Here is a 24,673-nt window from a genome sequence, read left to right on the forward strand (position 1 = left end):
GACTCGGGGTCGATGAACTGCGCGATGCGCAGTTCATCGAACAGCCGGGTCAAGACCACGGGCGACCCTGCCAACCAAGACAGCAGCGCCGACGGTTCAGCTGGCGACGTTGTACCAACGGCCTGTGGGAAGAACTGCGCGTCGCGCAGTTCTTCCCCCTGAGGTCCAGGGCTGGCCCTGCAAAGAGGGGGCGGACAGCGTTATCCCCCTGAGATCCAGGGCTGGCCCTGCAAAGAGGGGGCGGACAGCTTTAAAAATTTCCCCGCATCGACTGCGCTTCGCGCAGTCGATGCCCAGAGGTCCAGGGCTGGCCCTGGTCCGGGTCGAGGGGCGGATAGCCCCCGCGGGGCCCGGGGCAGAGCCCCGGCGCGGCGCCTCAATCGTCGCGGATCGCGTCAGCGAGGTGCCGCGCCAACCGTTTGCCGATCACGTTTGGGATCTGCCGTGACAGGGCGAGTGCGCGTTCGAGGTGACGTGCTGCTTCGCGCCGCCTTCCTCGCCGGAGGGCTGACAGGCCGCGCGTCTCGACGACTTCGATGCGTTCCTGGCCGATCGAGTATCGCTCCGAGCGGGCTTCCAGCGCTTCCCATGCCTCTTCGGTCGCGTCCTCGGCTGCGAGCTCGATCATCGAGCAAAGTACGTCGTCGGACGGAACTGTGAGCGGCGTGGATGTCCCGCCGCGGGCTCGCGCGGCGAGGGCGCGTGCGTTCTCGATGTCGCCTCGGTAGAGCAGCATTCGCGCTTGGAGGAGGATGCTTGCTGGGCGGGGCTCGCCGCCCGTGTGCCGCTCGTCGATGGCGCGCGCTTGGGCCACGTGGGGCTCGGCGGCTTCGAGCTCGGCCATCAGGTACAGGCACTCGCCCAGGTTGAAGTGGCCGGTCCACTCGATGTAGTCCTGCCCTAGCTCGCGGCCGAGCGAGATGACTCGCTCGAGGTCCGAGATCATTCGCTGCCGATCTCCCTGGAAGCCGCGCAGGACGCCGCGCGTGTTGATCGACGCCGCGAGGTGGAGCGCGTCGCCGTGGGCGTCGCACAATGTCACGGCTCGATCGAGCGCGCGCTCTGCCTCCGCGTGCCGGCCGATGCCCTGCTCCAGGTAGCCCAGCATGAGCAGGGCGATCACTTGCGTCTCGTAGCCTTCCTCGCCGAGGGATGCTGCCTCGGATGCCGCGCGCGTGAGGGCGCCGAGCGCCTCTTCCTTGAGCGAGAAGCGATAATGGGAGCGCCCGATTCCGAGCAGGATCCGCGCCGAGAGCAGCGGCGTTGCTCGGCCTGCGACGAGCGCCTGCGCCTCGTGCACCTTGTCGCGGGAGGCTGCGTTTTCGCCCATCCAGTCGAGCGCTGTTGCCTCGTCGAGCAGGATCTCGACGATCTCCATCTCGTCGCTCGCCGCGCTCGCTGCTGCGCGGGACTCGGCGAAGTCTGCGAGTGCGTCGTGGTAGCGGCCCACGCGGTAGCGCATGAGCCCGCGGCCCCGGTACGCCCCGCCGCGCCGCGCCCCCGTGCTTGCCTGCTGCTCCAGCGCCAGCGTGTAGAAGCGTTCGGCGTCGACGTACGCGTGCCTCGCACGCGCCGCCTCGGCGAGGGCCATGTAGGCCGCCTCCGCCACGTCGAAGAGCCCTGCGCAGGCCGCGTGGTAGGCGAGCTGCGGCAGCCTTTGCTCCTCGGGCGGGCCCTCCGGCGGCCCCGGTGCGTCGCGGTAGTACTCGGCGCACGTCAGGTGGATCTTGCGGCGCAGCGCTTCGGGGACGCCTCGGGCGATCGTCTCGCGGACGAGCGCGTGCCGGAAGCCGACGCGGCCGTGGCGTTGCCTGCGAAGGACGCCTGTGTTGAGCAGCCGCTCGATGCCGATCCGCGCGTCGAGCGGGAACTCGCTCGACTCGCCGCTCTGATCGAGACGGCGCAGGATCCCGCGCAGGATGCCTGAAATCTCCTCCGGCGTGACTTCGGCTCCGACGGTCGCCACGAGCCTGGCGTGGGCCCGCTCCGCTGGCGAGAGCGCGTCGATCTCGCGGTGCGCGAGCCACTCGATGAGCGGCAGATCCGGCACTCGATCGAGCTCGTCCGTCGCCACGTAAAACCCGCGGCCGCCCTCGTGCCGGCGCACGATCCCGGCGCCCTTGAGCCCGCGCACGAGCTCGACGAGCAAGAGCGGGATCCCCTGCGTCCGCTCCACGAGCCGGCGCACCGCGAGCTCCGGCACGTTCTCCGCCGGCGCGAGCAAGGCGCGCACCAGCGAGGCTGCGCTCTGCGGATCGAGCGGCCCGAGATCGAGGACGTCCCGGTGCGCGGCGCGCTCGGCCCAGGACGGGTGGTTTTCCTTGAACACGGGGCGGCCGAGGGCGCACACGAAGATCGGCGCCCGCGCCTCGGCGAGCGTCGCGTGCTCCAGGATGCCGAGCGTCGCCTCGTCGGCGAACTGCGCGTCGTCGAGCACCACGCAGAGCGGCGTCCGCTCCGCGCGCCTCCGCAGGGCCTCGCCGCCGGCCACGCGCAGGGTCGCGCCGAGCGCGAAGGGCGCGGCTTCGAGGGCGCGCAGGCCCGGGAAATCCGTGGTCTCGTCGCCGCGCGGCGGCCCCACCCAGCCGAGGGCGAGCGCGAGCGCCGCCTCCGCCTCGGGGCTCGACGCTGGGCCGAGCCGCTCCCGCAGCGCGGCCTTGCGCCCCTCCGCGGGCATCGACGCGGGCAGACCGAGCGTCGCGGAGAGCAGGTCGCGCACGCTGTCGCCGCCGCCGACGATCGGCTCGGGTGCGCGGAGGTCCACCACCGCCCCGAGCGGCACGAGCGTCCGCAGCCGGTCGACCAGGAGCCTGCGCAGGTGGCTCTTGCCGTGCCCCGGCTCCCCGACGATCACCGCGACCGACGGCACGCCCTCGCGGACCGAGCGCAGCGCCGAGAGCGCGAGCGTCTCCAGGAGATCGTCCCGACCGACGAGCGGCGGCCCCACGTGCCCGAGCCGCGTCGTCGGATCCTCCGCGCCCGAGAGCTCGCTCTCCTCGACGGCCTTCGTCCCGAACAGCGAGAGCAGCTCCGAGAGATCGGCCTCCGTCAGCACGCCGCGCGCCGCCGGCGAGAGCAGGATCGGCGCCGTCGACACGGGCAGCGGCGCTTGCCCAATCCGGGCGAGGTGCGGCGCGAGCAGGCGCTTCGAGCCGTCGGGCCGCGTCGTCACGAGCACGTTCGCGAGATCGATCCACACCCGCTCGCAGATCCCGCGCGCGACGAGATCCTGCGCCGCGCGGATCGCCAGGCGCACCGGGTTTTCGTCCGCCTCGTGCCCGAACGCCACCACGTACCGGCCGCTCGCTGCGCGCATCACGTGCCCGCCGATCGGCTCGATGCGTCCCTGCAGCGCGATGGGATCGAGCTGCGACGTGAAGTGCAGCAACGCCACCGTGCGCCGCTCGGTCGCCGTCGTGTCGGTCGACCTCGATCGCGCGTCGGCCGACGCGCCCCGATCCGCGACCTGGGGTTTTCCCATCCCGTTCGTCGCGGGGTCCCCGGCGAGCCCGGGGGAGCTCCGCACCTCGGGCTCCGTCCCGAAAGCGATCTTCGCGAGCGCCTCGTCGAGCTCCGTCGCGTTCGCGTATCGCGCGGCCGGATCCTTTTCCAGGCAACGGAGCACGATGTCCTCGAGCGCCCCCGGGATCGGCGCCCCGGCTGCGCGTTCGAGCCGCGCGGGCCTGCGGGAGAGGTGCCCCTCGCGCACCGCCGCGGGCGGCCCCCAGAATGGCGGGGGGCCGGCGAGCATCTCGTACAGGATCACGCCCACTGCATACACGTCGGCGCGCGCGTCGAGCTCGGCGCGCCCCTCGCACTGCTCGGGGGCCATGTATTCGATCGTGCCGACCATCGCGCCCTCCTCGGGTGGGGTCGTGCCCGCCGGCATCACCCCTTGGCGCCGGGCGAGGCCCAGGTCGAGCACGGTCGCGCGGCCGGGCGGCTCCGTGACGAGGACGTTTTCGGGCTTGATGTCGCGGTGGACCAGGCCCTCGTCGTGCACGGCGCGCAGCGACGCGAGCAGGGCGCGGGTGATCGCGCAGGCCTCCGCCGGGGGCAGGGCCCCGCCGCGCTCGACGAGGATCTCCGCGAGCGTCCTCGCCTCGATGAGCTCCATCACGATGTAGCGGGAGCCCGAGACGAGCATGCCTGCGTCGAGCACCGCGGGCACGTGGGGCGGGCCCACGAGGCGCAGCGCCACGAGCTCGTGGGCGAGCCGTTTCGCGGCGCCGGCCCGATCGTCTCGGGCCAGCTTGATCGCCACGCGTCGCCCGGCGTTTGGCGGCGCCGTGGCCACGGCCGCATAGACCATGCCAAACCCGCCGCGGCCGAGCATGCGTTCGGTGCGGTATCCGTGGAACGCCGGCAGCGGCGCCTCGGGCTCGGACGCGAGCTCGGGCGCCGTATCTTCTTCCGGTGAACGACCGTGCTCCGGGCACCCGGAGATCCCCACCCGCCTCCCGCACGAAGCGCAACGCGATCCCTTCCGTCCTTGGCGGATGGCTGCGTCGGGCTCCGGCGGTGGCGGCGGTGGTGTCGTCGTCATCTCTACGGGAGGAAAACCGTGATCACATACTCTGTTTTCCCCGCGGAAGGAACCCCAGATTCGGGTGCGGCGCAGCCTGGATGGAACAGGTCCGCGCCGAGCGGCTCGCATTGGTCCGCGCAGGGCCCCATGATCTCCATGATACCGCAGCCCTCGTCGCCCTGGCCGCGCAGGCCTGCCGCGCAATCACGCATCGCCGCCACGGCCCGCTCCACGTTCTTCGGCTCGTAACAGGTGCGCAGATAGGGCTGCGCGAGGAAGAGGTTGCCCCAGAACGCCCCCTCCTCGTACGTGAATCGATGGAGCTCGGCGTCATCCCGCACCGCAAGCGCCTCCTCCGATCCACGCATCGAGATCATCACTTGCTGCTTGTACCGATTCGTGCGCGCGCCGATGCACGCCGACACCCACTGCTGACCCACCTCGTCGAGCGGCGCCTCGCGCCACGACGGGGCGAGCCCCACGTCGCCCGGAAACACTTCGTCGTGGACGGCGCCGTCGAGGCCCGTCCAGGAGAACGCGACCTCCTGCCCACGCCCGAGCGCGCACCCCACGGCATACTGGAGGAAGAGCCGCGCGAGCCTCCCCTGCTCCGAGGCCCCCTCGATAGCCGCGCGCGCCCCCGGCAGCATCGCGTCGACCGAGAGCGGCGCCTTGGCGAAGTCCCCACCCGCCGTCAGCGCCGCCGGATCGAGCGAGTTTAGAATGTTTATTGGTTGGGCCGCGTGGCCCACGTCCCCCTCTTCATCTCCCGGCGCCCCCACGCAACCGATGAGCGGAACGATCGTCACGAGCACGAACGGAAAAAATGCGACCATTGATTTCCGAGACATGTACCCCCCCCGTCTCAGAGATTCCCCTCACGATAGCGCGAAACACGGAGCCGGCACAGGACACGACGAACTTGGAGTACGGGCGTCCCGCGAACGGGAACCCCTCGACGAGGCCGTCGGGAATCGCCCTGATGGCGGTCTAGGGTCCGCGGATCGGGGGCGGCCCCATCGGGCCCGTGCGTACCCTGATTCGATCACGCGTCGCGGCGATCATTCGGCCTTCCGGAGAGCACGGATAGCGCGGAAATCGGTTGCCGAAACGGCGCATTTCGGGTCATACCCGTGGCGTGGGATCGCGATCCCACCGGGGGAGGGCATGATGGGGCGAGCAGGGCTTCTTGGGGGAAGCGCGATGAACGGCGACGAGGATCACGGCGTCCCCCTTGCCGTCGGGACGTCCGTGGGGGGATACGTCATCGACCGGCTCGTCGCGCGTGGCGGGTGTGGCTCGGTGTACCGCGCGCATCCGGCGGGGCGCGCCGAGCCCGTGGCGATCAAGGTCCTGCATCCGACGCTCGCGCCGCTGCCGAAGATGATCGAGCGGTTTGTCCGGGAGGTGGAGCTCTTGCGGCGCATCCGCCACCCGAACATCGTCGAGATCAAGGAAGTCGGCGCGCTCTCCTGCGGAACGCCGTTCTTCGTGATGGAGTATCTGCCTGGCGTCACGCTCGACGTCTTGCTCTCGATGCGCGGCCGGCTCGGCCCCGAAGAGGCGCTCGAGATCCTCGAGCCCGTGTGCGCGGCGCTCGGAGCGGCGCACGCGGCGGGCATCGTTCATCGCGACGTCAAGGCGAGCAACGTGATGGCGACGGGCGGTCTCGGCGGCGTGAAGCTCCTCGATTTCGGCATCGCGAAGCTCGTGGATCCGGGCACGTCGAACGCGGGCCTGACGTCGGTGAACCGGCAGATCGGCACGCTCACGATCATGGCGCCCGAGCAGCTGCTCTGTGCGCCGGTCGACGCGCGCACGGACGTCTATGCGCTCGGCGCGCTCCTGTATCGCCTGCTCACGGGCCGTTTGCCGTTCGAGTCCTCGTTCCCCGGCGAGCTCGTGCGCAAGCACCTGGAAGAGCCCGCGCCGCGTCCGAGCGAGCGTGTCCCCGTCTCGCGCGAGATCGACGCGGTGGTGCTGAAGTGCCTCGAAAAGCGGCCCGAGCGCCGTTACGAATCGGTGCACGCGCTCGTGCGGGCGCTGCGCCACGCGACCTCGGCGGGCACGCTGCGCTCGTCGTCGCACCAGCTGCCGCGCTTCGCGGTGGGCATCTTCATCGAGATACGGCTTCGCGCGGACGCCGAGGACGCGCCGGATCTTTTCGCGGCCGAGATCGAACGGATCCTGGCGAGCGCCGAGGATCGGATGCGCAGCGCGGGCTACACGCTCTGCACGAGCACGAGCGCGGAGGTGCTCGGCTTGCGGCTGCTCCAGCGGGATCCTGCGCGGTGGCAAGACGAGCGGCAGGCGGCGCTCGATTTCGCGCTCGATTTGCATGCGGCGCTCGCGTCGCGTTCGGGCTCGGATCCGCGGGTGCACGTGAATGTCTCGGCGCATGCGGGCGAGGTCGTGGTGCGGGAGCGAATCGACGCGGATCCGGAAATCGTCGGCGGCCCGCTCGCGCGCACGGGTGATTGGGCCTCGGCGGAGGAGACGCTGAATCTATGCGCGACGTGGGAGCTGCTCGACGGCCTCGGCGGCTTCGAAGCGGCGCCCGGCCCGGATCCGCTCGTCCTCGTCAGCCGCAGCGCGGCCTGAAACGCGATAGCGAGGGGCGCCTTGCTCCTCGTTGATTCGATTTTCCCCGCACAATTCAACTCCTCTCATCGCGACCATTGCAGCGTCACCCGGCGCGATGGCCGCGCATTCCGTTTTACACAACCACAAAGCTTAACCATGACAAACCAAACCGCCATGCGTTTATTGTTTTACAGGAAACACGTTTTACATGCCAACCATATTTTATGATTTACAAACACAATGCGCACCAACGCGGCGCGTCATTTTGGCGACGATTCATGACGCGCCCGTGAACAAAAACCGGCCAAAAAGACCCGAAAGACCGGAAAACGCCCCGGATGACCTCCGAACCCCCGCGCAGGCCCCTCGCGGATAAGGAAAAAACGGCCCCAAAGTACTGGTAGCAAGGTGTTAGAGTGACAACAGTCAACAAATTCCGCTGTCAATACAATTGCACAGCACAAAAAGTGACCCGTACTTCAGTTTATCTGGACAAACCAGTCATCGAAAGACTGGTAGCGCCGTGTGTTTAAATTAACTTTTTCTTTACATGGTACTATGACCAACAATTATTATATGATGCGTTTTACGTTTCAGTTCATCTAGACAAACCCACCCTAGCACCCCCCGCCGCCGTTGCCGGACGCGAGCGCCGGGGGATACGATGGGCGCCGGTCGACACCCCCCGGGAGCCCCCCACATGGCCGGACTCGGCTGGCTGCACCTCACGGATCTGCACGTCCGATCCCACCTCAGCCTCTGGCAAAGGCCCCGCTTTCGCGAGGAGATCGAGCGGGACCTCGTCCGGCTCCACGACCGGGTGGGCTCCCTCGATCTCATCCTCGTCACCGGCGACCTCGCCGCGAGCGGCGCGGAGAGGGAGTACGCCGTGGTCACGGAGGGCCTCGCCTCGCTCCAGGACTTCCTCGCCCGGCTCGGCCTGCGGCCGGCCCTGCTCGCGGTCCCCGGCAACCACGACCTCGTCCGCATCGCCAGGACCGCCGCCCCGGACCTGGCAAACTGGGAAACGGAGCAGGCGAGGCGAGAGGCGTTCTTCCACGACGACGAGCACCCGCTGCGGCACGCCGTGGAGGCCGCGTTCGCCCCGTTCATGCAATGGATGGCGTCCTGGCACCGCGAGCACCCCAGCGACATCGATCTCGACCTCCGCCCAGGCCTCCTCCCTGGCGATTTTGCAGCCACGGTCACCAAAGACGGTCGCCGTTATGGTGTCGCGGGCCTGAACACGGCCTTCCTCGAGCTCTCGGGACAGGATGCTTATGGCGCTCTCGACGTCGATCCACGCCAGATCGAGGCTGCGGTAGGAGATCTCCATGTCTGGGCCGGGCGCCACGACGCTTGCATTCTCCTCACGCACCACCCGCCTTCCGGGCTCTCGCCCCGCGCTCACAAGCGACTCGAAATCATCGCCCCGCCCGGTCGCTTCGCCGCGCACCTCACCGGAAGCAGCCGTGGAAAAGCCCCCTTGGTGGAAGAACCCCACGCGCCGCTTCTCACGGTTCCTTTCTTCGGTGGCTCGATCGCCCCCGATTCCACGCATGGTTATGCCGTCGGTCTGATCACGCTCGCAGACGCGGCTCTGGAGGGGAGCCTCGCCCTGTGGCCTCGGGCCCTCGCGTTCTCGCACCAGAACGAGCCCATGTTCGTCCCCCTCCCCACGCTGCTGCCCCTCGAACGAGACGAATCCATCCGGCGGACGTTCGCCCTCGGACGCAAAACGCTTTCCGCCGAGGAGGACGATTTCGCGGCGGACGAAGCGATCGAATTGCCAATCGTCGCGGAATGTGCTCCGGAGCCCGAAGCAAAGCCGATCGCGCAGCCCCCGGCCAAGCCACTCCCTTCCCGAAAGGAAGCTGGTCCCCCGGCCCCGCCTCCCCCGCCGTCGATCGCCCCCTCCGTCGCCGCATTCGCCCCCTCCCCCGTCCCCGCACGCGCCCCCGGAGCCACACGCGGTCTCGCTCTCGGTCCCGCCTCCGCGCCTGGCTCCGCTCCCTCGCGCGTTGCCGCTCCCGCTCCCGCCTCCGCCGACGTCCCCTCCGAATTCAGCCTCCTGCGTTCCCTGCCCATCGAGCGCGGCCCCCTCGCCCGGGTCCGGTTCTCGCCCGCCGGCGGCACCTTCGCCGCCCTTTCATTCTGGGGCAAGATCCACGTCTGGGACGCCGACACGCAATCGAACCGCTGGGTCGCGCGCGCCGGCTCCGACGCGATGGACCTCTGCTACGCCCCCGACGGGCGCCGCATGGCCACGCGTGCCGGGACGAACCTATCCATCTGGGACATCTCGAACGGCGAATGCCTCCGCACGTTGCACGAGGTCTCCGGCACGAGCCTCGCGTGGTCCCCCGAAAACATCCTCGCCGTGGGCCAGCCCGACGGAAAGGTCCTCTTCCTCGACGCCGACGAGCTCTCCGCCCTCGGCCACCTCGATCACGGCTTTTGCCCCGAAGGCATCTTCGCCCTCGCTTTCTCGCCCGACGGCGAATTCCTCGTCTCCGGCGGCAAGGGCGACGGATTCGTCGCCATCTCCACGATCCCGGCCGGCACCTTGCCGCAAAATGGCTTTACCCGCGCCGCCCATTTCCACCGCGGCTCCGTCCTCGATTTCGCGTTCCGGCCCGGCGCGCCGCACGTCGCCTCCGCCGCCGACGACGGCACCATCGCGGTCTGGAGCCTTCATGACGGCGCCTTCCTCGCCAAGCTCGAAGGCCATACCACCGCCGTCACGACCCTCTCTTTCTCGCACGACGGCCGCCTCCTCGCCTCCCGCTCCCGCGACGGCCTCGTCCTGCTCTGGCGCACGGACACCTGGGAGCCCGCCGCTCGATTGCGATCCGCCACGAATTACCTCGCGGGCGCCGCCTTCTCCCCCGCCGGGCCTGTCCTCGCCATTCCCTCGCCAACCGGCAACCTCGCGCTCTTCTCCGTCGACATCGACGCCCTCCGCGGACGCGGCCCCTCCTCCACCACGCTCCACACCACGACGGCCAAGGTCGTCCTCCTCGGCGAGGGCCGCGCCGGAAAGAGCTGCCTCGCCCTCCGCCTCGCCGAGGATCGTTACGAGGAGCAACCTTCCACCCACGGAATGCGCTTCTGGCCCATTGCCGAGGCGCGCCTGCCGCGCGGCGCGCCCGTCCCGAGGACCCACCGCCGCGAGCTCGTCGTCTGGGATCTCGGCGGCCAGGACGAATATCGCCTCGTCCATCCCCTCTTCTTGCGGGACACCTCCATCGCCCTGCTCGTCTTCGAGCCCGGCCGCGGCAAGGCCGCCGAACACGAAATCGTCTCCTGGAACGATCACCTCGGCGACGGAGGCGAGCACGAGGGCGCCCCCCGCCGATTGCTCGTCGGAACCAAGCTCGACGATCCCGAGCGCGCCCCCGAGGATCGCGCCGCGAGCGATCGCCTCCGCGCGCGCACCGGCGCCCTCGCGTACGTGCCCACGAGCGCCCGCACGGGCCGCGGTGTCTCCGAATTGAAGAATGCGATCCTCGGCGCGATCGATTGGTCCTCGCTCGGCCCGACGAGCCGCCCCGTCCTCTTCGAGCGCATTCGCACGCACGTCGAGCGCGCCCGCAAGGCCGGCCGCGCCGTGCTCACGCTCCTCGAGCTCGAGGCCAGCGTCGCCCAGGACGAGACCGACGCCGAGCTCCAGGTGGCGATCCCCGCCGTCGCCTCCCAGCTCGCCCGCCAGGGCCTCGTCGCCGACATTCGTTTGTCCGATGGAACGCGCGCGCTCGTCCTCGAAGTCGAGCAAATTTCCCGATATGCCGGCTCCTTGATCCTCCTCGCCCGCGACAATCCGCACGGCGTCCCCGCGCTCGACATCGCCACGCTGCTCGGCCCCGCCGCGCGATTCCCGCGTATCCCGCCCGGCGAGCGCCTGCGCAAGGACCAGGAGCTCGGCGTCCTCGACGGCGTCATTGCGCTCCTCCTCGAACAGGGCACGTGTTTCCTCCACGAGGGATTGCTCGTCTTCCCCGCCCTCTTCCCGGCCCCTGCGCCCGCCGCGGATCCGGCCGATCCCGCCGCCCTGCCGCTGTTCGACGATGGGGGCTCCGCCCGGACGAGCCGAGCTGCGCCCCCAAACCCCCCGGCCGCCATTCGGTACGAAATGAGCCGCCCCGCCTCGGAGGTCTACGCCTCCGCCGTCACGGCGCTCGCCCTCGGCCGCCGCTTCGGCCCCGCGCGCCTCGGCCCCGGCCGCGCCGATTTCGGCCTCCCGGGCGAGGGTCTGTCCCGGCTATCCATCGCGCAGGCCGGCGGAAAGGCGCGTGGGGGCCTCGACGTCGCGTTCTCCCCGGACACACCCGACGAAGTCCGCCGCCTCTTCGCGGGCTTCCTGGAGGACCACCTGAAGCAGCGCGGCGTCCATTTCATCGAGCGCGCCTCCGTCCGCTGCGCGTGCGGGTACGTCCTGCCCGAGGACACCGTCAAGAGCCGCCTCGTCGGCGGTCATTCCGACATCGGCTGCCCCGAATGCGACGCCCGCACCCCGCTCGTCCCGCGGGCCGAAGGAAAGGACGCGCTCGCCGCGCCGATCTTCGCCCTCCGGCGCGAGGCCGAGCGCCGCCGCGAGGAGAGCGTCGAGGCCGCGCGAATGGCCATGGCCGTCGCGCGCGTCACCTCGGACAAACCTCCCGCGCCCATTCGAATCCTGCACCTCAGCGACCTGCACGTCCACGAGGGCGACGATCCCGAGGCCCTGCTCCAGCCCTTGCTCACGGATCTGCGCGACCGCGTGGAGGGGCTCGCCCTGGAAAAGCTCGATTTCGTGGTTATTTCCGGCGACCTCTCGAACCGCGCGAGCCCCGGCGAGCTCGAAGGCGCGCGCCATTTCCTCTCGCGCCTGGCCGAGGCCATGGGCCTCACCGCCGAGCGCTGCGTCGTCGTGCCCGGCAACCACGATCTCGACTGGGACACCGAGGTCTACGATTTCAAGAAGCGGCGCGCCGTCGATCCCAGGCGCCTTTCGCCCGGCAGCTTCGTCGAGCAGGCGAGCGGCTACCTCGTGCGGGACGACGCGCGTTACCCCGAGCGATTCCGCCATTTCTCGCGCCACCTCTACCACCCGCTCTGCCTGCGCGAGTACCCGATGGGCGCCGAGGATCAAGGGCTCGCGCTGCTCTTCCCCGCTGAGCGGATCCAGTTCCTCGCCCTGAACTCCGCTTTCGAGATCGACGAATACCACCGCGACCGCTCGGCCATTCACCCCGGCGCGCTCTCCCGCGCCCTCGCCGAGGCGGAGCGGCAGGTCGAGGAGGCGCGGCGGCGCGGGGATCTCGACGAACATGCCCACGTGCTGCGGCTCGCCGTCTTCCACCACCCAGTGACGGGCAATGAGAAGATGGAGGACGACGCCTTCCTCGAACGATTGCGCCGCGCCGACGTCCGTGCCGTCTTGCATGGGCACGTCCACGAGGATCGCGCCGATCTCGTGGGATACTTGCACCCGGCGCGACGCATCCACGTCGTCGGCGCGGGCAGCTTCGGCGCGCCCGCGGACCACCGCCCCGCGTCGGTGCCGCGGCTCTACAATTTGATCACGATCCCCCGGGATCTCGGGCGGATGCGCGTGGATACGCGCTCGTTACGCAAGGACAGCGGCATCTGGGAGCCCTGGTGCACCTGGCCCGGGGAGAGACCCGGCGAGAGGCGGGCCCATTACGAGGTGCGGTGGGGTTGATCAGAGCTCGTCCGCGCCGATGTCGACCGGACCGTTTTTCCTGCCATCCCCGTCGATGTCCACCTCGCCCACGTCGAGCGCGCCGCTCCCCTTGTCCTTCGCGGGTGATCCCGGCAAAAGGTGCAGATCGCCGTTCTCGGGATCCACGAGCTTCGGGTCCGCGGTGAGCGAATTCGCGCCGCCCGAGGCCCCGTCGAGGTCCCCGCCGAAGTAGACGTTGAAATCGAACACGTTTCCCGTGTTACCGCTCCCCGCGACGACCACCACGCTCGTGCCCATCGTCGCCACCACGACGTTGTTCTGGTACACGTTGCCCACATTGCGGTTCTGCAAGAGGATCGCCGCGTCGGCCCAGCCGTCGCGCGAGCAATTGAACAGCGTGTTGTTGACGATCACGTTGTTCTTCGCGGCCCCGCCCCCGCCGCCGTTGCCGCTGCTGTACCCGCCGGTCGCGATGCACGTGACGTCGTTCGCGTGGAGGAAATTGTTCCGCACGACGATCCCCTGCGTCGACTTGCCGAACCACTCGCTCGCGAGCTCCACGCCGAGATCACAATCGTGCGCGGTGTTCCGTTCGAGGACCAGATCCGCCCCGCCGTCCACGTAAAAGCATCCCGCGGCCTTCTCGTTGCCATAGGCGGGATTGCCGAAGCTCGTGACGTCGTGCGCGAGGTTGCCCACGATGCGCCCTTTGCGGACGCGGTTCACGTCGTCCGCGTCGATCACGTCGTCCTGGGAGCAGGCGCCGCAGACGTCGCTCTCGAAGCCGATGAAATCGAACGCGATGTTGTTCACGTGGTGCACGTGGTTGTCGCGCACCTCGAAATCGCGCACGTTCCCGTTCACCACGAGCGCCTCGCTCCAGCCGAGGACGAGGTCGCGGAGCTCATTGCCGACGATCGAGATTCGCTCGGCCGGCGTGGTCTTCGTCCCGTACACCCCGATTCCGTGCGCGCCCGCGCCGTCGCCGCCGTTCTCGGCCTTGATGTCGTGAATGACGTTGTCGCGGATCAGGACGTCGTGCGAGGCGCCGCGCACCCAGATGCCCGCGGGGAAGCCGCCCTTTCCCGTGAGATTGCGCAGCTCGAACCCCTCGACCACGATGTGCCCCTGATCGACGATCGAAACAAGCGCCGGCTCGCCCGCGCCCCCGAGGCCCGTCCCGTCGAGGATCGGCCGCTCGCCGCAGGCCGCGCGTACCGTGATCGGAGCGCCGGGCGCGCCCGAGCGCGGGAACACGACGAGCTCGTCGTACGTGCCTTGACGGACGACCACGGTGTCCCCCGGCTGGGCGACGTCCACGGCGTGGCGGATGTGCTGGAAGGGTTTGTCCGATGTGCCGGCGTCCGCGTCGTTGCCCGTATTCGACACGAAATACGTCCCCGCCGCCGGATCACAGGCGCCGCCGCCGCCCCCACCTCCGCCGCCGCTTCCACCTCCGCCGCCGCTTCCGCCTCCGCCTCCGCTCCCGCCACCGCTTCCGCCTCCGCTTCCGCTTCCGCCTCCGCTTCCGCTCCCGCTCGCGCCCGTCTCATTCGACGAGCACGCCAGGAGCCCGATACCGAGGAGCGCCACCAAGAGACCTCGATGCATCACACCGCCCTTGCCTTTCCGCATTACGCAGGCCGGAGCATACCCATTTTCTGGACGGGCGTCGCTCCCTCGTGGTTCAGTGCCTCCGCATACAACGAGACCACGCGCGGCGATACGTCCGCGCCACGGAGGCATTCATGTCCGAATCCCGTGCAAAAGACCGCGGAGGATCCCCCTGCGGCAAGGAGCACTTCCCGCTCGCCTCGCCCATGCTCGACGATCCGCGGCCCTTTTATGCGCGCGCTCGCCGCGACGAGCCCGTCTTCTGGAGCGATCCGCTCGGCCTCTGGGTCGTGACCCGGTACGAGGACGTCTACGCCGTCGCGAAGGACGCCACCCGCTTCTCGTCCCTCGACTCGATCACGCCCAAGGCCGCGACGACGCCTCCCCCACCAGAGCTCCTCGCCGAGCTCGTGAAGGGGTTTCCCCTCCTCCCGAGCCTCGTCGACAGCGACCCCCCGATCCACACACGCGGGCGCGCCCTCGTCACGAAGGCCCTCTCCCTCCGCCGCCTCGCCGCATTCGAGCCCATCCTCCGCGACATCGCCGAGAGGCTCGTGGATGGATTCATCGCGAAGGGCCACGTCGAGCTCGTGCACGCATTCGCCATCGCATTGCCGGGCAACTTCATCGTCGACCTGCTCGGCCTGCCCCGCGAGCACCTCGATCAGGTCGATCGCTGGACCACGAACAGCACCGCGATCTTCGCCGGGCAAGACCCACTCCCGGTCCTCGTCGAGCACGCCCGTGGCTTCGTCGCCTTCCAGCATTACCTCGCCGACGCAATCGAGGACCGCCGGCAAAACCCCCGCGACGACGCCCTCTCCGACATCGTCACCGGCGCGGCGGCCCTGGATCCGCCCTTCGGCGTGGCCGAGCTCGTCAACATGCTCCTGCAAATCCTCTTCGCCGGCTACGAGACCACGGCCGGCCTCATCGCAGCCGCGGCCCTCGAGCTCGCCCGGGACCCCGCGCTCTTCACCGCCGCGCGAAACGACCCAGGAATCCTCCCCTCCATCGTCGAGGAGGTCCTGCGAACCGCTTCCCCCATTCACGCGATGTACCGCACGGCACTCGAGGACGTCGAGCTCGGCGGCGCCCACATCAAAAAGGGCGATCGTCTGCAAATCGCCTACATCTCGGCGAACCACGACGAGCACCGCTTCGAAGATCCGCTCCGGTTCGACATCCGCCGGACCGCGCCGCACCTCGCCTTCGGGCACGGAATCCATTATTGCATCGGCGCGCCGCTCGCGCGCCTGGAAGGCCGCATCGCGCTGGAGGTCCTGACCCAGCGCCTACCGGGCCTCCGCCTCGTCCCGGATCAGAAGCTCTCTTATTTCCCGAGCGCCACCGCCCGCCGCCTCGAATCGCTGGAGCTCGCCTGGGATCCGCCGGGATGAGTGCGTTCGTCAGAGCATCCCTTCGCCCTTCAGGATCTCGTAGGTGATCTTCGCGGCCTCCGGGCCGATCTTTTTCTCGTCGCTCGATCGAATGCGGCACGCGAAGACCCATGTGCGGCCTTCCTTCTCCAGTGCCCCGACGAACCAGCCGATTGCGCTGAGCGGCCCCGGCGGGCCGTCGTCGGGCACTGCGCTGCCCGTCTTCCCGCTGAATACCACGCTCGTAGGGATCTGGTCGATGAACGGAAGCCGGTCGCGCACGTTCTCCACGGCGTCGCCGCGCAGTTCGAGGGTCTTCTTGACGACGGTCGTTGCGCGCGGCGAGACCGGGAGCTTGTTGCCGTAGAGATCGGCGAGGAAACGACGCTCCTCGCGGGGCGAGATTTTGAGCGTGTCGTTCAGCCAGAACATCGTCACGTCGCCCGAGGGATCGGCGTTGCCGTATCGGAATGCCGAGAGATAGGCGCGATAACGAGGCTCGCCGACTTGCTCGGCGATGCGCTGAAAATACCAGACCGTCGAGTGCCACATCGCTGTGGCGAGCGAATGATCCCGGTTCCACGTCGCGCGCCATCGCTCCTTGCCGTCCCAGCGAAACACGGTGGTCTCGTCCTGCACCACGTCCGTGTCGACTGCGATGAGCGCGTTTGGGATCTTGAACGTCGAGGCGGGCGTGGTGCGCACGTCGCACTCGTCGCCGCCGTACTCGACCGTCTCGCCGGTGCCGAGCTCGACCATGGTGAAGCAGCCGACGAGCCCGGTGAAACGGGACGCGGCTCCCTTGGGCGTTCGGGGCACGCCCGGATCTGGCATCGTCGCCGCGCTGTGCGTGCAGCCGGCGGCGAGAAGGACGAGCGGCGCGGCGACGCGGCGCGCGGCCGCGACGAGGGAACGCAAACGTGCGGTCATGACGCTCGAACGCCGGCGCGGGTCGGCGCATTTCCAGTCAGGAACCTTTTTGCCTGGCGCGTCGATGGTTGACATGGAGCGACCGACGCGGCTAGGAGAAGCCCGATGGTCGATTCCGGACGGCTCGACGTCGCCGTGCTCGGCGCCGGCGTGATGGGGCTCGTCGCCGCCGTCACGCTCGTGCGCGCGGGGCTCCGGGTCGCGGTCCACGAGCGCGCTGCCGATATCACGGCGAGCGCCGCGTGGCGCTCCGGCGGCATGCTTGCGCCCGACTGTGAGGCCGAGATCGCCGAGCCGCTCGTCGTCGCCCTTGGCCGGCGGTCGCTCGCGCTCTGGCCGTCGCTCGTCCTGGGCGTCGAGACGAACGGGACCCTAGTCGTCGCTCCGCCGCGCGAGCCGGGCGTGCTCACCCGATTCGAGCGCCTGACCCACCATCACCAGAGCCTCGACGAAGGAGCCCTCGACGCGCTCGAGCCCGCCCTTGCCGGCCGCTACCGGCGTGGCCTCTTTTTCCCGAACGAGGGGCACCTCGACCCGCGCCGCACGCTGCGCGCGCTGCTCACGTGGCTGCGCGAGGCGGGCGTGCCCATCGAATTCGGGTTTTCCGGGGATCCCGCGTCTCTCCGGGCCGATCGTATCGTCGACGCGCGCGGGCTCGGCGCCCGGGATCGGTTTCCCACGTTGCGCGGGGTCAAAGGGGAAATGGCCCTCGTCCGGAGCCGGGACGTCTCGCTCGCGCGGCCCGTGCGCCTGCTCCACCACCGCCATCCGCTCTATGTGGTCCCGCGCGAAGGCGGCGTCTTCATGATCGGCGCGACGACCATCGAATCGGCGCCGCTCGATCCGGACGAGGAGACGCGCGTCACGTTGCGCTCGGCCGGCGAGCTCCTCACGCAGGCGTATGCGCTCCACCCCGCGTTCGCCGAGGCGGAGATCCTGGAGCTCAATGCGGGGCTCCGGCCCGCCTTCCCCGACAACGCGCCGCGGATCGAGGTCTCCGGGCGCACGATCGCCGTGAATGGATTGTATCGCCACGGCTGGCTCGTCGCGCCGGCGCTCGCCGCGCGGATCGTCGACGTTCTTCGCGGTAAGGTCCCCCCGAACGAGGTCATGCATGCGGATCCGGCTCAATGGTGAAATGATCGATACGGCGGCAAGCGATCTCGCCGCGCTGGTCGAGGACCGAGGGTTCGACGTCTCGGTGGTCGCGACCGCGCTCAATGGCGAGTTCGTGCCGCGGGCCCTCCGCGCCGAGACGAAGCTCGCCGACGGCGACGCGGTCGAGGTGCTGCGGCCCATGCAGGGAGGATGAGCATGGTTGATTTTTATGGGCGCACGTTCGAGAGCCGGCTCCTCCTCGGGACGGCGCGGTATCCCTCGCCCGAGGCGCTCGGGGAGGCCGTGGCGCGCTCGGGCGCGCAGATCGTGACCGTGTCGCTCCGGCGTGAATCCGCGTCCGGCGCGAAGGCGGGGCAGGCGTTCTGGGAGCTCGTGAAGGCGCTCGGCGTCGCGATTCTGCCGAACACGGCCGGCTGCCATTCCGTGCGGGAGGCCGTGACGACGGCGCGCATGGCACGCGAGGTCTTCGGGACGCCGTGGATCAAGCTCGAGGTGATTGGCGACGACGTGACGCTCCAGCCCGATCCGTTCGCGCTCGTGGACGCGACGCGCGCGCTCGTCGCGGAAGGATTCGAGGTTTTTCCTTACATGACGGAGGATCTCGTGCTCGCCGAGAAGCTCGTCGAGGCCGGCTGCCGCGTGCTCATGCCGTGGGGCGCGCCGATCGGGACGGGCCGCGGGCTCAACAATCCGTATGCGCTGCGCCTTTTGCGAAGACATTTCCCCGGGATCACGCTGGTCGTGGACGCCGGGATCGGCGCGCCGAGCCACGCGGCGGCGGCGATGGAGATGGGGTACGACGCCATTCTGATCAACACGGCCGTCGCGACCGCGGGGAATCCGCCGGCCATGGCGGAGGCGTTCGCCGAGGCCATCCGCGCGGGGCGGCGCGCGCACGAGGCGGGGCTCATGGAGCCGACGGACCTCGCGACCGCGTCGACGCCGACGTTCGGCGCGCCTTTTTCGCCGTTCGCGGGCTGATCCGAGGAGATGCCGATGCTCGTGCTGGATCGTTTTTACCTGATCGTCGACAGCGCCCGGTGGCTCGATCGCCTGCTGCCGCTGGGCTTGCAATTCGTACAGCTCCGCGTGAAGGGGCAAGACGCGGCCGCGCGGAGGGCGGAGATCGCGGCGTCCATCGAAACATGCCGGGCGCGCGGGGCGACGCTCGTCGTGAACGATTTCTGGCAAGACGCGATCGACCTCGGCGCGGAATGGGTGCACCTCGGCCAGGAGGATCTCGCGGGGGCCGATGTGGCGGCGATCCGGCGGGCCGGCCTCAAGCTCGGCGTCTCGACGCACAGCCACGAGGAGCTCGACGCGGCGCTCACGGTCGATCCGGCGTACGTGGCGCTCGGCCCGGTGTATCCGACGACGCTCAAGGTCATGCCGTGGGCGCCGCAGGGGCTCGATCGGATCGGCGAATGGAAGCGAATCGCGCGGCGGCCGCTCGTCGCGATCGGGGGCATCACGCTGGAGCGCGCCGAGGGCGTGGCGCGCGCCGGGGCGGATTCCATTGCGGTCATCTCGGACGTCCTCTCGAATCCCGATCCCGAGGCCCGCTGCAAGGCCTGGCTCGACGCGCGGGCGACGTGGCCAGCTTCCTCCGAATGACGGAGGTTTGCAAGGCACCGATCCGCGCTACGCTCGTCGCGAGAGGAGCGGATCATGAAAGAGATCAGGTACGAGGTCCCGGTGAACGCGCCGGGCGAGCCGACGCTCTCGCGGGCCGAGCTGTGGCGGGGGCTCGAATTGAAGGCGGAGAACGCGCTGCCGTTCATCCCGGCCATGCAGCGATGTGAGGTCCTCGCGAGAGGCGACGGCTGGCTTTTGCGCGAGATCGAGCTCGAAGGCGAGTCGATCCGGGAGCGGGTCACGTTCGAGCCCGAGAGACGCGTGCATTTCGAGCGGATCGCCGGCGCGCCGGGGTGGGTCGACAACGTGATCGACCAGCGGCCCGACGGAACCCTGGTGCTCCGCTTCGTGTTCGGCACGCCGGACGAGGACGAGGCGAAGGCGCGGGCCTTCGAATCCCTGCTCCCGAAAGCCGTGGCCTCGACGCTCGCGGCGGTGCGGCGGATGGTCGCCGACGGTACGATTCGAATGAGCTGACGGCGAACCGCGCACGCGCTCGCGACGCGTGCCGGAGCGAGGGCTCGCGCCGAAGCGCGGACCCCCCATGGTGCGCTCGTCGCGGCGACCGCCCGAGGGCGGCGCCGTGGCGCGCCGGATGCGCCTGGCGGATCGGCGCTGGTTAGCCCCCCCTGCCGCATGCGCTACATAGAGTCGTATCATGCGCGCGATGGATGCGCGGACCAGGATAAAGGGTTGGGTCCGCTCCCTCGGCCCTGCGATCGCCCTGTCCGCGAGCTATTGCGTGCTCGCCGATCTAGGGCTGCGCTGGGCGACGATCCGCGGCGCCGCCTCCCCGGTCTTCCCGGCCGCAGGTGTCGCGCTTGCCGGGCTCGTGCTCGGCGGGACGCGGCTGTGGCCGGCGGTGTTCATCGGGAGGCTCGCCGCAGCCTTCCTCCATCGGTCCTCCTTGCCCCTGTGGGTCGAGGTCGCGATTGCCGCCGGGAACAGCCTTGCCTCCGTCGCCGGTGCGAAGGTATTCCGCTGGACTCGGTCGGACCCCTCGCTGACCCACCTGCGCGACGTGCTGACCTTCCTCGCCGCCGCCCTCACGAGCGCTGCCGTGGCCGCCGTCGTGCTTACCCTTTCGATCGGATCGGCGCTGGACTCCGGCCCCGGGCAATCGCTGATTCTTTGGCTGAATGTCTCCATGGGCGGCCTCTCCGGTATCCTCGTGATGGCGCCGCTGGTCCTGACCTGGGCGCGGGGCGAGCCGATCCCGCACGAACGCGCCTGGTGGCTGCATCTCGTGCTGAGCACGGCCGGCGCCAGCGGGGCCGCCTGGCTGATTTTTGGTCCCACCGACTCGCCGCTGTTATGGCCCTCCCTCATTTTCTGTGGGCTCGTGTGGTCGGCCTTGGCGTGTGGGGTGCGGGGCGCGGCCACGACGATGGTGCCGATCGCCGCCATCGCCGTGTGGGGCACGACGATGGGCTACGGCTCCTTCGTGGCCACCGCGACGAAGCACGGGGGGCCGGGGCCGTCGATTGCGTTCATCCTCCTCCAGCAGTTCCTCGGGGGCATCGCCATTACCATGCAGATCCTGGCCGTGATCGCGAACGAGCGGCGGGGGCGGGAGGCGCTGCGCGAGAGGGAAGAGCGCCTGCGGCTGGCGGGCGACGCTGCAGGCGTGGGCTTCTGGACGTGGGACATCCGGCACGACACGGTGATCCTCGACGAGACCTGCGCGGCTTTCTACGGGATGCGACCTTCCGTGCCCATTCCCGCCTCGACCATGTTCGCCGCGGTTTGCCCCGAGGACCGCGCGCGCATCCATGAATCGGCGAGCCGGGCGGTGAGAATGGAGGGCCGGTACGAGGTCGAGTTCCGCCTGACCCGCCCCGACGGCACGTCGCGATGGATCGCGGCGGCCGGAAATGTCATTTGCGAGCACGGCGAGGCCGTGCGCCTGGCGGGCGTGAACCTGGACGTCACCGCGCGGAAAATGGCCGACAGCGAGCGGGAGCACCTCCTTTCGAGTGAGCGGATCGCGCGCGCGGAGGCGGAGCGGGCGAGCCGCCTCAAAGATGAATTCCTTTCCACGGTCAGCCACGAGTTACGCACGCCGCTCACCGCCATCCTCGGATGGTCACAGATTCTCCGCAGGCGGATCTCCGATTCCGACATGGACGAGAGCCTCCGCAAGGGACTCGCGATCATCGACCGCAGCGCCCACGCGCAGGTGCAGCTCATCGAGGACCTGCTCGACATGAGCCGGATCATCACCGGAAACGTCCGGCTGGACGTGCAGCCGGTGGACCTCGGCGAGGTGATCGGCGCCGCCGCCGCCACGGTCGCCCCCTCGGCGGAGGCGAAGGGCATTCGTGTCGAGAAGATCCTGAGCCCCCTCGCGGGCGTGGTGCGCGGCGACCCGAATCGGCTGCAGCAGGTGGTGTGGAACCTCCTCAGCAATGCCATCAAGTTCACCCCCAGGGGTGGAAAGGTGCGGGTGACGCTCTCCAGCAGCGGCGATCACGTGCAAATCACGGTCTCCGACACCGGACAGGGCATCCCCGCCGAGTTCTTACCGTACGTCTTCGAGCGATTTCGTCAGGCCGACGCATCCACGACGCGGCGGCACGGCGGGCTCGGCCTCGGGCTGTCCATCGTGAAGAACCTGGTCGAGCTCCACGGGGGCACGGTGCAGGCGGCGAGCCCCGGCGAGGGGAAAGGCGCGACGTTCACCGTGGAGATGCCGCTCCACGTCACGCGCGCCCCGGAGGAAGACAGCGGCGACCGCCGTCAGGAACCGTCTTCGGCGAGCGGCGAGGCGCGCTGCCACGTCTCCGATCTTCGCGGTATTTCGGTGCTCTTCGTGGACGACACCGCGGACGCCCGGGACCTCGTCGCGACGCTGCTCGCAAACCACAACGCGCGCGTCACGACCGCGGCGTCGGGAGAGGAAGCGCTGAGGCTTCTGGAACAGGAGCCGATCGATGTGCTCGTGAGCGATATCGGGATGCCGGGAATGGATGGTTACGAGCTCATCCGCCGGGTGCGGGCATTGCCGCCCGAGCGCGGCGGGCACGTGCCGGCGGTCGCGCTCACCGCGCTCGCCCGGGACGACGACCGCGTGAAGGCGCGGCGCGCCGGGTTCCAGACGCACGTCGCGAAGCCGATCCAGGTGATGGAGCTCCTCACCGCCATCGGATGCCTGGCAGGCCGCGATGGGCAGGACCGGGCCGCGGCGGCGAACGGGTGAAGCCATCCCGCCGCGCCGCCCCTCGATCGGCGGCTATGCGCGTTTCTTCGACGCCACGTACGCGAGCCCTTGCGCATTGAGCGCGAGATCGAGCTCCAGGAGTTCGTGATCCTTCGCGTCGAGCGAGATCCCCGCCTCTTCGGCCGCGCGCTTCATCTCCTTTTCGAGCGCCTGCCGGATCATGGCCTCCGCCTCGGCCGGGGCGAGCGGCACGGCCGCTTCGACGAGCGACGCCGAGAGGTCGATCCATCGATGAAGCTGCGTGGCCACGACGTCGAGATCCTCGATCTCGCCGAAATGCGTGAGCGCCGCGCGCCGCGCTCCCGACGTTCGCACCACCTCGATGCTCGCGTGCGCCGCCTCCGCGTCGAAATCGGTCGGGCTCGTGGAGGGGAATGCGAGGCGGCGGCCGCGCTGGAGGTGCGGATACACGAGGCCGAACGTATCGCCGGTGAACACGGCCTCCCGGGCGGGATCGAGCACGATGAAATGGTGGTTCGCGTGTCCGCGCGTATGCACGAACGTGAGCGTCGCGCCGCCGAGCGAGACGCTCTCTCGATCTTCGAGCGACCGCACGCGGGCCGCGTCGATCGGCAGGATGGTGCCGTAGAGCTCGGCGAATCGCGCGGCGCCGTAGACGGCCTCGGCGCTCTTGACGAGCTTCGACGGGTCGACGAGGTGGCGCGCCGCGCGCGGATGCGCGAGCACCGTCGCGTTCGGGAGCGCCGCGAGCAGCGCCGACGCGCCGCCGGCGTGATCGAGGTGGACGTGCGTGACGATGACCCACCGCACCGCTTCCCGCGAGATCCCCTCGCGATCGAGCGCCGCGAGCAGCCGGGGGACCGCGTGCGTGGTGTTCGTCTCCACGAATGCCGCTTCGTCGCCCTCCACGCGGAGATACGCAGCGGCGACGCCGGGCCCGAGGTAATCGCAGTCGATCGTGACGAGGCGCGAGGAGCTCATGCCTGGTAGCTTAGCAGACCGCCGGGCGTCCGGCTTCCGCTCCGTCATGGAGGCTGGCCCACTGGCACAGTGCCAGCGCAATGACTCCGACAAACCCTCGGACAAACGCGCGCCGCTTTCCCGTTGACGCGCCCCGAGAGGTGCGTGTAAGCCATGCCCTCATGCGCGCGGGGGTGGTTCGTCCGTCCTCGAACACGAAAACGCGATAGGGAGGAAAAAGACCGATGAGCAACGTCGACCAGCACGACGCCGGGACACCCACGTGGTTCGACCTCATGACGCCGGACCTCGAGGGGGCGCAGACGTTTTACGGGGAGCTGTTCGGCTGGACCTTCATCAAAGGCACCGCCGAGACGATGTACTACACGATGTGCCAGAAGAACGGCCGAAACGCCGCTGGCATGGGCAAGCGCCCCGAAGACGCGCCCTACCCGACGTCGTGGAGCGTCTATTTCGATACCAGGGACGCCGACGCCAGCGCCACCAAGGTCCGGGAGTTCGGCGGCCAGGTGATGATGGGGCCGATGGACGTGATGGAAGCCGGCCGGATGCTCGTCTGCGTCGACCCGACGGGCGCCGTCTTCGGCTTCTGGCAGGGCCGCAATCACAAAGGCGCGCAGGTCGTGGACGAGCACGGCGCGATGACGTGGTGCGAGGTCGCCACGCGGGAGAGCGAGAAAGCCGCGGCGTTCTACAGCAAGGCGCTCGACGTCGAGGCCCGGAAGATGGCGATGGAGATGCCCGGCATGACGTACTACACGCTCCACAAGGGCGAAAAGGCCGTCTCCGGCATCATGCAAATGAACGAGCAGTGGGATGCCTCGATCCCGCCGCACTGGATGCCATACTTCGCCGTCGACAGCGCCGAGGGCGCGTGTGAGAAGATCAAGGCGCTCGGCGGGAAGGTGATGCACGGGCCGTTCGATACGACGTACGGCCGCATTGCCGTGGTCGCCGATCCCTACGGCGCGCCCTTCTCCATCATCAAGCTCTCCGACGCCGCAATGGCCGCCTGATTCGCTTCCCCCGTCGCTCTC

Annotated in this window: 15 protein-coding genes; 10 read left to right on the top strand and 5 right to left on the bottom strand. The window is 69.5% G+C overall.

Going from position 1 to position 24,673, the window contains the following annotated elements; genetic code table 11:
* Positions 1–376 precede the first annotated feature (376 nt).
* Together QHF85_RS14585 and QHF85_RS14590 are read right to left on the bottom strand one after the other, a co-directional pair.
* On the bottom strand, positions 377–4,453 hold the full coding sequence (locus QHF85_RS14585; RefSeq protein ID WP_281327774.1) for a protein kinase: 4,077 nt from the start codon (positions 4,451–4,453) through the stop codon (positions 377–379).
* Positions 4,454–4,548: 95 nt separating this feature from the next.
* Positions 4,549–5,379, bottom strand: a complete 831-nt coding sequence (locus QHF85_RS14590; RefSeq protein ID WP_281327775.1) for a hypothetical protein — start codon at positions 5,377–5,379, stop codon at positions 4,549–4,551.
* 352 nt (positions 5,380–5,731) lie between these two features.
* Between QHF85_RS14590 and QHF85_RS14595 the strand changes: the two genes are divergently transcribed.
* Together QHF85_RS14595 and QHF85_RS14600 are read left to right on the top strand one after the other, a co-directional pair.
* A complete protein-coding gene (locus QHF85_RS14595) occupies positions 5,732–7,129 on the top strand; it encodes a protein kinase (protein WP_281327776.1) in 1,398 nt (465 codons plus the stop codon).
* Positions 7,130–7,811: 682 nt separating this feature from the next.
* Positions 7,812–12,815, top strand: coding sequence for a metallophosphoesterase (locus tag QHF85_RS14600; RefSeq protein WP_281327777.1), 5,004 nt, complete (start codon positions 7,812–7,814; stop codon positions 12,813–12,815).
* Here the strand turns inward: QHF85_RS14600 and QHF85_RS14605 are convergent, their stop codons facing one another.
* Positions 12,816–14,390 carry a DUF1565 domain-containing protein gene (locus QHF85_RS14605; protein WP_281327778.1) on the bottom strand — a complete coding sequence of 525 codons (1,575 nt, stop codon included), beginning with the start codon at positions 14,388–14,390 and terminating at the stop codon, positions 12,816–12,818.
* A gap of 155 nt (positions 14,391–14,545) precedes the next feature.
* Between QHF85_RS14605 and QHF85_RS14610 the strand changes: the two genes are divergently transcribed.
* The gene (locus QHF85_RS14610) at positions 14,546–15,811 is read left to right on the top strand and encodes a cytochrome P450 (protein ID WP_281327779.1); all 1,266 of its coding nucleotides are present in this window, start codon (positions 14,546–14,548) and stop codon (positions 15,809–15,811) included.
* 9 nt (positions 15,812–15,820) lie between these two features.
* Here the strand turns inward: QHF85_RS14610 and QHF85_RS14615 are convergent, their stop codons facing one another.
* Positions 15,821–16,720: a penicillin-binding transpeptidase domain-containing protein gene (locus QHF85_RS14615; RefSeq protein ID WP_281327780.1), complete on the bottom strand. Its 900-nt coding sequence runs from the start codon at positions 16,718–16,720 to the stop codon at positions 15,821–15,823.
* Between the two features lie 105 nt (positions 16,721–16,825).
* On the opposite strand from QHF85_RS14615, the gene QHF85_RS14620 reads away from it, so the two are divergent.
* The 6 genes from QHF85_RS14620 (at position 16,826) to QHF85_RS14645 (ending at position 22,673) form a co-directional block, all read left to right on the top strand.
* Positions 16,826–17,857, top strand: coding sequence for an FAD-dependent oxidoreductase (locus QHF85_RS14620; protein ID WP_281327781.1), 1,032 nt, complete (start codon positions 16,826–16,828; stop codon positions 17,855–17,857).
* Positions 17,835–18,032: a sulfur carrier protein ThiS gene (thiS, locus tag QHF85_RS14625; RefSeq protein ID WP_281327782.1), complete on the top strand. Its 198-nt coding sequence runs from the start codon at positions 17,835–17,837 to the stop codon at positions 18,030–18,032. The genes QHF85_RS14620 and thiS overlap by 23 nt, the downstream gene beginning before the upstream one ends.
* Before the next feature lie 2 nt (positions 18,033–18,034).
* A complete protein-coding gene (locus QHF85_RS14630; RefSeq protein WP_281327783.1) occupies positions 18,035–18,820 on the top strand; it encodes a thiazole synthase in 786 nt (261 codons plus the stop codon).
* 15 nt (positions 18,821–18,835) lie between these two features.
* Entirely contained in the window at positions 18,836–19,453 is a 618-nt protein-coding gene (locus QHF85_RS14635; protein ID WP_281327784.1) for a thiamine phosphate synthase, read from the top strand.
* 54 nt (positions 19,454–19,507) lie between these two features.
* Positions 19,508–19,951 carry an AtaL-like protein gene (locus QHF85_RS14640; RefSeq protein WP_281327785.1) on the top strand — a complete coding sequence of 148 codons (444 nt, stop codon included), beginning with the start codon at positions 19,508–19,510 and terminating at the stop codon, positions 19,949–19,951.
* Positions 19,952–20,132: 181 nt separating this feature from the next.
* Positions 20,133–22,673, top strand: coding sequence for an ATP-binding protein (locus QHF85_RS14645; RefSeq protein WP_281327786.1), 2,541 nt, complete (start codon positions 20,133–20,135; stop codon positions 22,671–22,673).
* 33 nt (positions 22,674–22,706) lie between these two features.
* On the opposite strand, the gene QHF85_RS14650 is transcribed toward QHF85_RS14645, so the two are convergent.
* Positions 22,707–23,636, bottom strand: coding sequence for an MBL fold metallo-hydrolase (locus QHF85_RS14650; RefSeq protein WP_281327787.1), 930 nt, complete (start codon positions 23,634–23,636; stop codon positions 22,707–22,709).
* Positions 23,637–23,860: 224 nt separating this feature from the next.
* Here QHF85_RS14650 and QHF85_RS14655 point away from each other — a divergent pair, with 224 nt between their 5' ends.
* Positions 23,861–24,652, top strand: coding sequence for a VOC family protein (locus QHF85_RS14655; protein ID WP_281327788.1), 792 nt, complete (start codon positions 23,861–23,863; stop codon positions 24,650–24,652).
* Positions 24,653–24,673 lie beyond the last annotated feature (21 nt).

The sequence above is a fragment of the Polyangium sp. 6x1 genome, from assembly GCF_029946515.1.
Taxonomy (GTDB): domain Bacteria; phylum Myxococcota_A; class Polyangia; order Polyangiales; family Polyangiaceae; genus Polyangium.